11 protein-coding genes and 2 pseudogenes are annotated in these 12,312 nt (G+C 69.8%); 4 read left to right on the top strand and 9 right to left on the bottom strand.

Annotated elements, in window-relative coordinates; translation table 11 throughout:
• The coding region (locus ACIBEC_RS46945) for a transposase (RefSeq protein WP_360510065.1) at window positions 1–221 on the bottom strand (221 nt) is incomplete at its 3' end.
• A gap of 441 nt (window positions 222–662) precedes the next feature.
• Between ACIBEC_RS46945 and ACIBEC_RS46940 the strand changes: the two genes are divergently transcribed.
• Window positions 663–1,187, top strand: coding sequence for a hypothetical protein (locus ACIBEC_RS46940; protein WP_360510066.1), 525 nt, complete (start codon window positions 663–665; stop codon window positions 1,185–1,187).
• Here the strand turns inward: ACIBEC_RS46940 and ACIBEC_RS46935 are convergent.
• The 5 genes and pseudogenes from ACIBEC_RS46935 to ACIBEC_RS46915 form a co-directional block, all read right to left on the bottom strand.
• Window positions 1,178–1,351: a hypothetical protein gene (locus ACIBEC_RS46935; RefSeq protein ID WP_360510067.1), complete on the bottom strand. Its 174-nt coding sequence runs from the start codon at window positions 1,349–1,351 to the stop codon at window positions 1,178–1,180. The genes ACIBEC_RS46940 and ACIBEC_RS46935 overlap by 10 nt on opposite strands.
• A gap of 265 nt (window positions 1,352–1,616) precedes the next feature.
• Window positions 1,617–1,982, bottom strand: a complete 366-nt coding sequence (locus ACIBEC_RS46930; RefSeq protein WP_396290827.1) for a peptidase inhibitor family I36 protein — start codon at window positions 1,980–1,982, stop codon at window positions 1,617–1,619.
• A 796-nt stretch (window positions 1,983–2,778) separates the two neighbouring features.
• Window positions 2,779–3,201 (bottom strand): multicopper oxidase domain-containing protein, encoded by a 423-nt coding sequence (locus ACIBEC_RS46925; protein ID WP_360510069.1) that lies wholly within the window; start codon window positions 3,199–3,201, stop codon window positions 2,779–2,781.
• Between the two features lie 175 nt (window positions 3,202–3,376).
• A pseudogene (locus tag ACIBEC_RS46920) lies at window positions 3,377–4,492 on the bottom strand (multicopper oxidase family protein); the annotation flags it as partial.
• 95 nt (window positions 4,493–4,587) lie between these two features.
• Window positions 4,588–4,848 carry a hypothetical protein gene (locus tag ACIBEC_RS46915; protein ID WP_360510070.1) on the bottom strand — a complete coding sequence of 87 codons (261 nt, stop codon included), beginning with the start codon at window positions 4,846–4,848 and terminating at the stop codon, window positions 4,588–4,590.
• Between the two features lie 906 nt (window positions 4,849–5,754).
• Between ACIBEC_RS46915 and ACIBEC_RS46910 the strand changes: the two genes are divergently transcribed.
• On the top strand, window positions 5,755–6,069 hold the full coding sequence (locus ACIBEC_RS46910) for a MerR family transcriptional regulator (protein WP_360510074.1): 315 nt from the start codon (window positions 5,755–5,757) through the stop codon (window positions 6,067–6,069).
• A 590-nt stretch (window positions 6,070–6,659) separates the two neighbouring features.
• Here ACIBEC_RS46910 and ACIBEC_RS46905 read toward each other — a convergent pair.
• Together ACIBEC_RS46905 and ACIBEC_RS46900 are read right to left on the bottom strand one after the other, a co-directional pair.
• On the bottom strand, window positions 6,660–7,079 hold the full coding sequence (locus ACIBEC_RS46905; protein ID WP_360510071.1) for a DUF5958 family protein: 420 nt from the start codon (window positions 7,077–7,079) through the stop codon (window positions 6,660–6,662).
• A 100-nt stretch (window positions 7,080–7,179) separates the two neighbouring features.
• Window positions 7,180–7,416 (bottom strand): annotated as a pseudogene (locus tag ACIBEC_RS46900) (hypothetical protein); the annotation flags it as partial.
• On the opposite strand from ACIBEC_RS46900, the gene ACIBEC_RS46895 reads away from it, so the two are divergent.
• Window positions 7,346–7,750 carry a hypothetical protein gene (locus tag ACIBEC_RS46895; RefSeq protein WP_360510075.1) on the top strand — a complete coding sequence of 135 codons (405 nt, stop codon included), beginning with the start codon at window positions 7,346–7,348 and terminating at the stop codon, window positions 7,748–7,750. The pseudogene ACIBEC_RS46900 and the gene ACIBEC_RS46895 sit on opposite strands and share 71 nt — an antisense overlap.
• Window positions 7,751–7,918: 168 nt before the next feature.
• On the top strand, window positions 7,919–8,263 hold the full coding sequence (locus tag ACIBEC_RS46890; protein WP_360510072.1) for a hypothetical protein: 345 nt from the start codon (window positions 7,919–7,921) through the stop codon (window positions 8,261–8,263).
• Between the two features lie 687 nt (window positions 8,264–8,950).
• Here ACIBEC_RS46890 and ACIBEC_RS46885 read toward each other — a convergent pair.
• The coding region (locus ACIBEC_RS46885; RefSeq protein WP_396290823.1) for a beta strand repeat-containing protein at window positions 8,951–12,312 on the bottom strand (3,362 nt) is incomplete at its 5' end.

Below are 12,312 nucleotides of genomic sequence, written 5' to 3'. Positions count from 1 at the left end.
TGGACCAGCAGCAGACCGATCAACAGGGCTGCACCGCCGTGGTTGATGTCCACCGCCCACAGCGCGTCCTGGTCGATGTCCAGGACGTCGCGGATTAGCTCCAGCAGGGCCGCTTCGTCGTTCAGGACCCGGCGGGAGAGCAGGCGCTCGCCCCGATCGTTGAGCACCACGCAGTGGTGATGCTCCTTGCCGATGTCCACTCCGGCCCAGATCCGGGGCACGGCCACCTCCGTCAGCTTGTCGTTGCCAATCGATCCAGCAGACGACCTCGCCGACGTAGTCCTACAGAGCGATCAAGTCGCACATCCCAATTGGCGGTCGAGTCGTCGCGGGGCCCCGGGCGGCCGTGTTCTCTGAGCCATCCGATCGGCTCCTCCATGACAGCCATACCCAGAGCCCCTGGGCCGACCGATCTTACGAGTGACCAGTGCGAACCCACCCTTGAAAGGTAGGACTCCATGAGCTGGGAACCCGTGCCCGCCTTCCCTACGCACGTCGCTTCGCGCCCGCGTACGATCACCAGCCGTCGCCGATGAAGTGAGGCTGGATCGATGCCCCGTACCCCAACGCCGATACACCTGACCGCTGTCACCCTGGCCTTGACCGCTTTGCTGGCTTGCGCAGCCTGTGCTGGACAGACCAATATCGCGCCGTCCACTCCCGTGCCGACGAGTGCCGCCGCGTCCGCCGTCGCCGTAAGCCCTCCGCCCACGAGTGCCGCCGCGTCCGCCGTCGCCGTAAGCCCTGCGCCGAGCCCGGGCCGACCGGACCAGCAGCAGCTGGACACGGCCGCAGACGCGGTCTCACGCCTCAGCACCTCCTACCAGGATGTCTTCACGGGCCTGATGGTGGACGTTCCGGACGGTTGCGTCATCGTCTACCGGAAGGCGGGCGGTGGCGGCTTCGACGCCGCCCTCGCTCACCTGGGTCTGGGCGTGCGCATGGACCTGCGCGACGCGCCGCGCTCGATCAGCGAGCTGGCCGCCACCCGCAACCGGGTCGTCGCACTGATAGGGCACACCAGCGACTACAGCATCGTCAGTGTGGGCGACGGATCGGCGGTGAGCTTCACCCGCGGCGTGGTGGAGGTCGGCGTCAGCGGAAATCTGGCCAGCGCCCAGGCAGACCTGCGCGGCCGCTTCGGCGACCGGGTCACCGTCTCAGTCGCCCAACCGCTCTACGGCTGACCGGACTCTCCGCCCCCGCGTTCGACTGTCAGAGCCTCGGCGTGGACCGCGCGCACGGCGGCGACGGCCTGGTCGAGCGAGGCGACGCCCAGCGGCCTGCCGGTGCGCGCCGAGATGGTGTCGGTCAGGGTGCGCACCCACTCGGTGAGGGTCTCGGCGGTCATCGGCAGCGCGACCCGGCCCTGGTCGACGCACCAGGCGGCCGCGGCGCTCCACCACCGCTCGTAGGCGCCAGAACCACTTCACGTGAACGAAGCCACCCATCCACGACGGTCAACGCGAATACGCTGCCGGGCATGGGACTTGATGGCGCGGGCGACCACATCCTGCAGGAGCTCGAGACCGGGAGGAGCCTGGTCGTGCTCGCCGTCGGCCACCCGGCTCCTCGAGCGTCACGCCGAGCAGTGACCGGTCTCTGCCGCCGCTGGGTCAGCACCTGAAGTCACTCGACGGCAGAAGCGACCTGATCGCTGTGAAGTCGAACTTGTCGCCGGGGTTCAGGCCGTACTTGGTGCCCTCGTAGTCAGGCTTGGTCCACAGGCACCAGTACTCACTCGTACGGTTCCACGCCGACCAGCCGCCCTTGGGGAGGTTCTGCAGCGCGGTATCGCGGGTGCCCTTCGTGTAGGAGGCCATGGCCCCCTCCTGCTGGCCGCGCGAGTACAGGCAGAAGTGCTCGATGGCGCAGGGCTGGGCGGCACCGCGATCCGGAACGGCGGCCGCGGCAGGCGCGGCGACGAGGACGAGGGCTGCCGCCAGGACGGCGCCCCGACGCATCACGGACATGGCAAGCATGACATCTCCCGGAGTTCGACTGCGATCTTTCCGGGCATCGTTCCGGAGTCGACTAGGCGCCGCCTATCCCCCTGGGGGATGAAGGGTTCCCCTGACGTTTGACCAGGCCCGAACGCATGCTCGACCACGTTGGGGGTGTCCCTCTCCGTTCCTAGCCGGCCGACGTCGCGTGGCGGATCGGCGAGGCGCTCACCGGCGTCCGGCTGCGCCGCTACGGCCTGGCCGTTCGCGGCGGCGACCGCACTTGCGCTCACCGCTGCTGGGCTGGCCGGACGAGTCGGCCAGCGGTTCGTCCCAGCCTCATGCCCCGCGGACCCGGGCGGCACGCACGGAGGCCGGTCTCGCTAGGGAGATGCCCGGGAGGGCTCCCGGCACTGCCCAGGGCCCCGGGTTTCATGGCTGATTCCTCGGGGACCGCTTGGGCGATCAGCTGCTTCCGCGAGGCGTTGGGCGATGCGGTCGAGGAAGCGCGCGGATCCGATGCTGGTTCCGGTGCTGGCCCAGCGACGTGCCGAGGCGGGGTCGGTGGCGTCGTGGACCGTGGCGACCATGACCGGCGCGTCCTGCCAGTGGCTGTGGCTGTGCCTGTGCATCGTAGATGGCCAGAGTTTTCGCACTACTTGGCCAACGGGCGGGCGGCCCGGTCAGGGTGGACCGGTTGGACCGCTACGGCTCGCGCGGGGCACGCGTCGAGTGCCTCGGTGGATCGCGTGTTGGGGGGTGTTGGGGGGTGTGGGGGCGGAGTTGGTGATGGCGGCGTGCCGGTGTGCCTTCAGGGTGGCGGCTGGGCGGGTGCTCATGGTTCGACGTAGTGGACGGTCTGCATCATGCCGAGGTCTTCGTGGTGGAGGTGGTGGCAGTGGGCGATGGTGCGCCCGGTGAAGTGCTCGTACTTGACCAGGAAGGTGACGGATTGTCCGGGTGTGCCGCTGGCCAGGCCGACGGTGTCGTGCCAGACGGGCGGGCGGAGCCGTCGGCCGTTCCGGTGGGTGACCAGGATCTGGTTGGTGTGCAGGTGGAAGGGGTGGTTGAAGGTCGGCACGGTCTCGTCGGTGCGGACGGTCCAGCGTTCGACGGTGCCCAGGCACAGGGTGTGGTTGGTGTAGGAGGGGTCGAAGAGGCCGTAGGCGGGGTCGCGGGTCGCCGTCCGGGTCGGCCGCAGGGGTGGCGTTGGTGCCCAGCACGCGGAAGGCGTTGGGGAACGCCCCGGCGAACACACCAGGGTCGGCGTGGAAGACCACCTCGCGGTCCGCGTCGGGGTTGGCGATGTCGTTCTCGTGGAGGAACGGCCTGCCGGGCGGCAGTGAGGTCGGCAGCTCCATCGGCGGTTCGACGGGCTCTCCTGAGACCTCGATTGTCATCAGAGGCCCAGGCAGGCGGTCGGCCCGCAGTTCGTAGGTGCCGGGCGTGGCGGCGCGGATCAGGACGTCGGCGCGGTTGCCTATGGCCAGGTCCACCTGTTCCAGGGCGACCGGCACGGTGAAGGTGACGCCGTCCTGGGCGATCTGGTGCATCGCCAGGTGCTGGCTGCCTGCAGTGACCTGGAGGCTGAGGGCGGTGAAGGCGGTTGCGGCGACCAGCCGCCAGCGCTGGACCTCGCCGGGGCGCAGGGTGATGGTGGGGTTGAGCGCGCCGTTGACCGTGAAGGTGGAGGGGACGTCGGTCACCCAGCTGCCGGAGGTGAAGGCGAGGACCTTGCCGTCCTTGAGCTTGAGTTCGTTGATGCAGACCACGATGTCGGCGGCAGCCTTGATCTGCGGCACGTCGTCGATGTCGCCTTCGATGATGATCACCCCGCTCATGCCGCCGACGATCTGCTCGGCGATGGATCCGTGCAGGTGCGGGTGGTACCAGTAGGTGCCGGCGGGGTGGTCGGCCGGGACGTGGACGGTTGTCGTGTACCGCGGTTCCGGGGCGCCGGCGGTGACCTGCTCCGGGGTGCGCGGTGCGAACTCGCGCACGACGTTGTCGGCGTCCCCGGAGGGGGAGACGTGCATCCCGTGGGTGTGCAGGTTGAAGCTGTTGGGGTGGTGCGGGGTGTTGTGGCCGCCGCGGTGGGGCGGGTTGGGTGCGTCAGTCGCAGGGTGTCCCCGCCGCGCACGCGCAGGGTCGGCCCCGGGATCGTCCCGTTGTAGGTCCGCGTGGTGACCCGGCCGTAGCCCGGCACGGAGACGTCCGTGAAACGGACGTCGAGCGTCTGCGCGACAACCGGCATCGAGCTGTGCACCGGCTGCGAGGCCGACGCCGCGGGCTGCGGGAACGTCGATACCGCCACCGCGCGCCGCCCTGCCGCGATTTCGTCGGTTGCCACCGCGAGGCCGGCGACGGCCTTGAGGACCACGCGACGACTGATCCCACCGCTGTCTCCCATAGCCGGGCAATCTAGACCAAATGCACGGACGTGCCCGGCGGCGCACCGCCCACGGCTGCGGCGCTCCGCATCGGCCCCTGCCGTCGCGAACGTCGGCTGCAGCAGCCGTCCGGGGTCGGACACCTTGGTTCCCCTCCATCGACCTCCTCGCCCACCACCGCTGACCCATGGCCAACCAGCCTGCACTGGGGTGGCCCGTGCTCGGACCGTGCCTTCGCGGTTCCCACCCGCCGCCTACAGCGCAGTCCACTCGCCACCCGCACGGCCGCCGCGGCTGCCGAGCGCGTGCCAGATCGGTGCGGCCTGTTCGTCGCCGGTGCCGGCGGTGTCGGCTAGGTGGGCGGCGGGCCGGCACACCCCGCCCTCGCCGGCGGGCAGCTCCGGGGCGGGCAGGAGGTCGAGCGGGCCGCATGCCTCGCCCCGGGCGCGGGCGTCGGTGACGAAAGCGGCGTGGATCCGGCCGACGTCGAGCAGGTGCTTGCGTTCGTGCCGCACCACCAGCTTCTCTGGGCCCGGCCAAGGGGCCGGTTCAGCCGGGCGCAGACTATCTTCTCCCTGGGTGCTGAAAAATCTGTGATGGCCGGAGTAGACATTGTCGGTGGCTGTGGTTAGTGTTTCTCTCGTAGACGCAGTCAAGCGGTACCCGCCAGACACGAACTGGCGGTCGGCAGTACGGAAGTTCGCAGGCGGCCCGGCGGTGGAGCCCTGAAGCCAGAGCAGGTGCAGGACGGCGACAGGACTGGCGGCCGGGCCGGGCGGCCCGCAGGCATCAGGGGCCGCCACCGAGCGGTACCACGGCAAGTGCAGGTGTAGTACCAGCAGGTGAAGTTGAGTGGAGCGGTACCAGCAGTCGCAGGACGCGGTATCCCAGTAAAGGCGCCAGGGCTGCGGGCGCGCGTACTGGGAGGTGCGGCAGTGGGGTTCCAAGCCGAGCAGGTGAGCAGGACAGGCGACGGGGCCGACCACCGCACCAGGCGGCCCGGGAGGGCCACAGTAGTACCCGATAGTCGCAGTGCAGCAGTAACCGGCAGTACGCAGTTCCCAGTTCCCAGTCAGTACAGAGGGTGAACGGAGGGACAGACCGCCATCAGGATCGCCCGGCCCGTGAGGTATTCACCCGGGCGGACACCGCAGACCCCAAGGCAAGGACGGTGGTTTCCGGTCACGCATACGCGATCCCCGCACACCCCCACCCCCGGGGCAGTGCGAACACAAGGACCGGCCCAGGGCCGGTAGATGGTGTTGTTCCCCCTCGGGGCCCCGGAGCCGCTACGGCACCGGGGCCCCTCAGCGCGTCCCCGAACCCACACAGAGACAGGTGCAGTGACCACGACCACCACCGGACCCCACACCCCTGACGCCGTCAGCAACTTCGACGACGAGGACTACCCCGCCTACACCATGGGCCGCGCCGCCGACATGACCGGCACCACACCCGGCTTCCTGCGCTCCCTCGGCGAACACGGCCTCATCACCCCCCTGCGCTCCGAGGGCGGCCACCGCCGCTACTCCCGCTACCAGCTGCGCATCGCGATGCGCGCCCGCGACCTCGTCGACCAGGGCACCGCCATCGACGCCGCCTGCCGCATCATCATCCTCGAAGACCAACTCGAGGAAGCCCTGCGCCTCAACGAAGAGCTGCGCCGGCCTGCCGGCGGGCCGAAGCCCGCGCCCGGCACTTCCCGCGACCCCAGTGACCACGGCCCGACGTCCTGATGACAGCTCAGGAACTTCCTGACAGGCACCGATGGCGTCGACCACCACCAGGCGGCCGACGCCATCGCGTTCGATGACCCTGCCCGCTACGCCGCCGCTTCCTCAGCCGGCCCGTCGTCGATGTGGTTCAGCCGGCTGCGGGCGATGACCCGGTCCTCGCCTGACAACTCGGTCCAGAACTCGTCCCCCCCACCCCACATGAGAGGCCCGCCGCTCGGCCTGCACGGCCACCAGCACCCGCTGCGCCGCCACCAGCCGGTCCGGGTACGTGGACGTCTTCTTCTCGTCGCCCACGGCAGGCAAGCGTCCGTGTGACCCAATCGCGCGCCGGGCTACGCCTCGCCGGTGTTGCGAGGTGCGTGGGACGGCCGCGGGCGATGTACCGCCGTTGCTCCGGGTGTGCTGCCGGCGAGGCCGGCAGCACACCCGGGTTTTCACGGGGCTGTGGCTTCGCCGCCGTCCTCGATAGTGCCGATGACGCGCTGGTAGTACTGGGCGAGGGTTTCGCCGCCGGGCAGGGGGAGGGGGGTGCCGGTGAGGGTGTACCCGGCCACCGCACGATCTTCAGGAGTCCACATAACCTCCGATGATCACGCGGTGGTCGTTCCCCGTTCTCTGTCGGATGCCAACTGGTGCCACTCATGGCCGCATCCGTGGATGCAGGACCGTGCCCGCCGCCGTGCATCCGCGATACTCAAGACCTCGACCAGCAGCCGGAACGCCTTGGTTCGCTCGTAGACGGGATCCAACCTGGCGATCTTTCCCAGCTGATGTTCGATCCGTCCGCCCGTGATCAGCACTGCCGGGGTGTGGGTTGGCCGGATCCCGGACCGGCGGATGGCCTCCGGGCCGTCGTCGCTGGTGGCGCGCGCCTGCACACAGAACTGGGCGAGATCCCGCAGCGCAAGAGACTGTTCGGCACTCGGCAGGTCCTCGAACCAGTCGATGCCTTGCGAGATGGGACGCAGCCCCTGCGCCAACTCATTCAGGATCACCGCACGCTCGCGCATCAGCCCCCGCCTCCACGAGCCACCCAGGCCGGCAGCCCGAGAGTCATCCAATCAGATCTCAAAGTGTGACGGGAGTATTAGGCCCTGTGTGATGTTGGGATCATTCGGCCGTGCTTATGAGGTCGTCGATCCAGATCATCGAGGCGCGGAGGTGGAGGCCTGCGAGGTAACTGTCGGGTGTCTTGTCGCATCGGGTGGCGATGCCCCGCCACGCCTTCAGCCGGTTTATCAGGCGCTCGACGGTGTTGCGCTCTTTGTAGAGGTCGGTGTCGTGGCCGACCGGTCGGCCGCCCGCGCTGCCCTTTCTCTTCCGGCTGGCGGCCTGGTCCCTCTTCTGCGACGGGCTGGAAGACTGGCGGGACTGGCACCGGCTGATCAACGACGGCGGCCCGCTCTGGTTCGGCCACGATCCCGTGTCACCGCTCGCCGAACGCATCGGCGACACCGTCCGGCTCACCGTCGACACCTGCCGGCACGACAGCCCGCTGATCGAACTGCCCGTAACCAAGCTCGGCCACCTTCTCGCCGACGCCGAACGCGACCTGGCCGACTTCCTCACACTGGCGGCCGACTGGGTCACCGGACATCTGCCCGACCACGCCGACTCCGTTACCGCCGCGCTCGCTCGACTTCTCGGACTGCCGGGTCCGGCCGCACCACCAATGGCATGAGCAACAGCAAGACGTAGCCGTGTGATCACCTACGGCGCAGTGGGCGCGTTCACGTGTACCTGGCTGGGCAGTTCGACATGTACGCCGACACCGCCCAACGACCAAACCAGACCAAAGTCACCGGTACTGGAACTGGACCGGTACTTCGCACGTGACATCATCCGGTCCGTGACCCCTTTCCGCCGGCGTCCTTCCGCCGCCCGTGTGCTCTTCGCGCTCTACGCCGTCGTCCTCGTGGCCCTGGCCGTGTGGCAGGCGCTCCAGCCGTGGAACGACCCGTTCGACAGCTCAGCCGCGCTGCCGGCTCTCGCCTTCGTCCTGGCCGCCCCGGGCGCGGTCATCCCCCTCGTCGCGAGCGGCATCGGCGGCATGGTGAGCGCCCCGGTGTTCAACGCGCTGGCCATTGTCGTCGCGCTCGCCGAAGCCGCCCTGCTGCACCGAGCAGTGCGCTCGCACCGGTCGAAGGCCGCCGCGAGCAGCGACACCGCACGCCGGGCGGATCCTGCCGCCTGAACAGCGGAGGCCGGGCGAAGCCCCGCCAGGCGGTCCGCATCCTGCGGCCCCGGCAACAGCTCCCGGCCCTCGCCGCAGCGGTGGTAGACCTGCGGCAGGAAGTGGCAGTAGCTCGTACTCAGGACTCGCTAACCGACGGCGAGCACGGCTTGTTCACCGCCAAGCTCCTGAAGACGCTGCGATCCGGTATTCCCGGAGGCGCACCACATCTCAACCTGATCGACGTCTTCCTTGAGATGCAACGACGCAGCGACGACAGCGCACCCGCGCCCTCCCTTTCCTTAAGCGACAAGCTGAAACCAGGGGGACGAGTGCGCTGGACTGGGGTTACGCGCTCAGGACGAGTGACGGCGAGTGGTGGTGGATCGCGGTCATGATGGTCTGCGGTCGACTCTGGGGCGGCAGCCAGTTGGTAGTCAGCATCTCGCGGCGTGATCTGCACCGGCCCTGTCGGGGGAGGCCATAGCGCAGCGGTGGCGATGACGTCGTCGGCATCGACCTCGTTGATCCGGGCCGACCGCATACCGTGCAGGTCCAGGGTCGACTCGGCAGGCCCCCGCCTCGTCGAGTGGGCGTCAGGGGAAGCCGGACTGGAGAACCGAGTGCGCGTACCGGAATGTCGTGCACGCACCCCGGACATGCCTCACCCGGGCCGGCCCGAAGGCCGACCCGGGTGGGTTCATGTGCTCAGAGCACTATCTGGGCGTGGATGGGTGAGGTGGAGCCGTTGAAGCTGGGGTTTCCGGCGTAGACGGCGATCAGCGCGTGGATGCCGATGCCGATGCCGAGGGCGGAGGTGGTGAAGGTGGCCACGCCGCCGGAGAGGGTGGCGTGGCCCAGCAGGGTGGCGCCGTCGAAGAACGTCACCTTGCCGGTGGGGGTGCCGGCTCCGGGGGCGGTGGCGGTGACGGTCGCTGTCAGGGTCACCAACTGCCTGTGCACCGACGGGTTCGGCGCCGAGGTCAGCGCCGTGGTGGTGCTGGCCTTGGTGACCGTCTGAGTGATGGTCGCCGAGGTGGAGGTGTTGTAGTTGCCGCTCCCGTTGTAGGTGGCCCTGATCGGGTGCACGCCAACACTGAGGGCGGCAGTGGTCAGGGTGGCTACGCCGCCGGACAGGGTGACCGGCGCCTGGGGGATGCCGCCGATGAAGAACGTGACCGTGCCGGTGGGGATGCCGCCCCCGGGGGCGACGACGCTGACGGTCGCCGTCAGGCTCACTGGCTGGCCGAACACCGAGGGGTTCGGCGCAGTAGTCACCGTGGTGGTGGTGTTGGCCTTGGTGACGGTCTGGGCGTCGACGGGGGATGTGGAGCCGTTGAAGGCGGTGTCGCCGCTGTAGGCGGCGGTGAGGGCGTGGGTGCCGACGGCGAGGTCGGTGGTGGTGAAGGTGGCCACGCCCGCGGCGACAGTGCCAGTGCCCAGCAGGGTGACGCCGTCGAAGAATGACACCGTCCCGGTCGGGGTGCCGGCACCGGGAGCCGCCGCGGTGACGGTGGCGGTCAGCACCTTGGCCTGGCCGAACACCGACGGGTCGGGCAGGGACGTCAACACCGTTGTGGTGTTGGCCTTGGTGACGGTCTGGGCGTCGACGGGGGAGGTGGAGCCGTTGAAGGCGGTGTCGCCGCTGTAGGCGGCGGTGAGGGCGTGGGTGCCGACGGCGAGGTCGGTGGTGGTGAAGGTGGCCACGCCCGCGGCGACAGTGCCAGTGCCCAGCAGGGTGGCGCCGTCGAAGAACAACACCGTGCCGGTGGGGGTGCCGGCACCGGGGGCGGTGGCGGTGACGGTGGCGGTGAGGACCTTGGGCTGGCCGAACACCGACGGGTCGGGTGCCGAGGTCAACACCGTTGTGGTGTCGGCCGTGGTGACCGCCTGGGCGTCGACGGGGGATGTGGAGCCGTTGAAGCTGGGGTTTCCGGCGTAGACGGCGATCAGCGCGTGGATGCCGACGCCGAGGTCGGTGGTGGTGAAGGTGCCGGTGCCGGTGGCGTCCAGCGTGGCGGTGCCCAGCAGGGTCACGCCGTCGAAGAAGGACACCGTGCCGGTGGGGGTGCCGGCACCGGGGGCGGTGGCGGTGACGGTGGCGGTCAGCACCTTGGGCTGGCCGAACACCGACGGGTCGGGTGCCGAGGTCAGCGCCGTGGTGGTGCTGGCCTTGGTGACCGTCTGAGTGATGGTCGCCGAGGTGGAGGTGTTGTAGTTGCCGCTCCCGTTGTAGGTGGCCCTGATCGGGTGCACGCCAACACTGAGGGCGGCAGTGGTCAGGGTGGCTACGCCGCCGGACAGGGTGACCGGTGCCTGGGGGATGCCGCCGATGAAGAACGTGACCGTGCCGGTGGGGATGCCGCCCCCGGGGGCGACGACGCTGACGGTCGCCGTCAGGCTCACTGGCTGGCCGAACACCGACGGGTCGGGCAGGGACGTCAACACCGTTGTGGTGTCGGCCGTGTTGACGGTCTGGGCGTCGACGGGGGAGGTGGAGCCGTTGAAGGCGGTGTCGCCGCTGTAGGCGGCGGTGAGGGCGTGGGTGCCGACGGCGAGGTCTGTGGTGGTGAAGGTGGCCACGCCCGCGGCGACAGTGCCAGTGCCCAGCAGGGTGGCGCCGTCGAAGAAGGACACCGTCCCGGTCGGGGTGCCGGCTCCGGGAGCCGCCGCGGTGACGGTGGCGGTGAGGACCTTGGGCTGGCCGAACACCGACGGGTCGGGTGCCGAGGTCAACGCCGTGGTGGTGTCCGCCGTGTTCACGGTCTGGGTGTCCACCTGCGAGGTCGAGCCGTTGAAGGCGGTGTCGCCGCTGTAGACGGCGGTCAGCGCGTGGATGCCGACGCCGAGGTCGGTGGTGGTGAAGGTGCCGGTGCCGGTGGCGTCCAGGGTGGCGGTGCCCAGCAGGGTGGCGCTGTCGAAGAAGGACACCGTGCCGGTGGGGGTGCCGGCTCCGGGGGCGGTGGCGGTGACGGTGGCGGTCAGCAACTTGGCCTGGCCGAACACCGACGGGTCGGGTGCCGAGGTCAACGCCGTGGTGGTGTCGGCCGTGGTGACGGTCTGGGCGTCGATGGGTGAGGTGGAGCCGTTGAAGCTGGTGTCGCCGCTGTAGACGGCGGTGAGGGCGTGGGTGCCGACGGCGAGGTCGGTGGTGGTGAAGGTGCCGGTGCCGGTGGGGTCCAGGGTGGCGGTGCCCAGCAGGGTGGCGCCGTCGAAGAAGGACACCGTGCCGGTGGGGATGCTGGCTCCGGGAGCCGCCGCGGTGACGGTGGCGGTCAGCACCTTGGGCTGGCCGAACACCGACGGGTCGGGCAGGGACGTCAACACCGTTGTGGTGTCGGCCGTGTTGACGGTCTGGGCGTCGACGGGGGAGGTGGAGCCGTTGAAGGCGGTGTCGCCGCTGTAGGCGGCGGTGAGGGCGTGGGTGCCGACGGCGAGGTCTGTGGTGGTGAAGGTGGCCACGCCCGCGGCGACAGTGCCAGTGCCCAGCAGGGTGGCGCCGTCGAAGAAGGACACCGTGCCGGTGGGGGTGCCGGCTCCGGGAGCCGCCGCGGTGACGGTGGCGGTGAGGACCTTGGGCTGGCCGAACACCGACGGGTCGGGTGCCGAGGTCAACGCCGTGGTGGTGTCCGCCGTGTTCACGGTCTGGGTGTCCACCGGAGAGGTCGAGCCGTTGAAGGCGGTGTCGCCGCTGTAGACGGCGATCAGCGCGTGGATGCCGACGCCGAGGTCGGTGGTGGTGAAGGTGCCGGTGCCGGTGGCGTCCAGCGTGGCGGTGCCCAGCAGGGTGACGCCGTCGAAGAATGACACCGTCCCGGTGGGGATGCCGGCACCGGGAGCCGCCGCGGTAACGGTGGCGGTCAGCACCTTGGCCTGGCCGAACACCGACGGGTCGGGCAGGGACGTCAACACCGTTGTGGTGTCGGCCGTGTTCACGGTCTGAGCGTCCACCGGAGAGGTCGAGCCGTTGAAGCTGGTGTCGCCGCTGTAGACGGCGATCAGCGCGTGGATGCCGACGCCGAGGTCGGTGGTGGTGAAGGTGCCGGTGCCGGTGGCGTCCAGGGTGGCGG

It is taken from the genome of Kitasatospora sp. NPDC051164, from assembly GCF_044455625.1.
In the GTDB taxonomy this organism is placed as follows: Bacteria; Actinomycetota; Actinomycetes; order Streptomycetales; family Streptomycetaceae; genus Kitasatospora.
The sequence above is the reverse complement of the archived record's forward strand: the minus strand, read 5'-3'. Positions and strand labels throughout refer to the sequence as shown.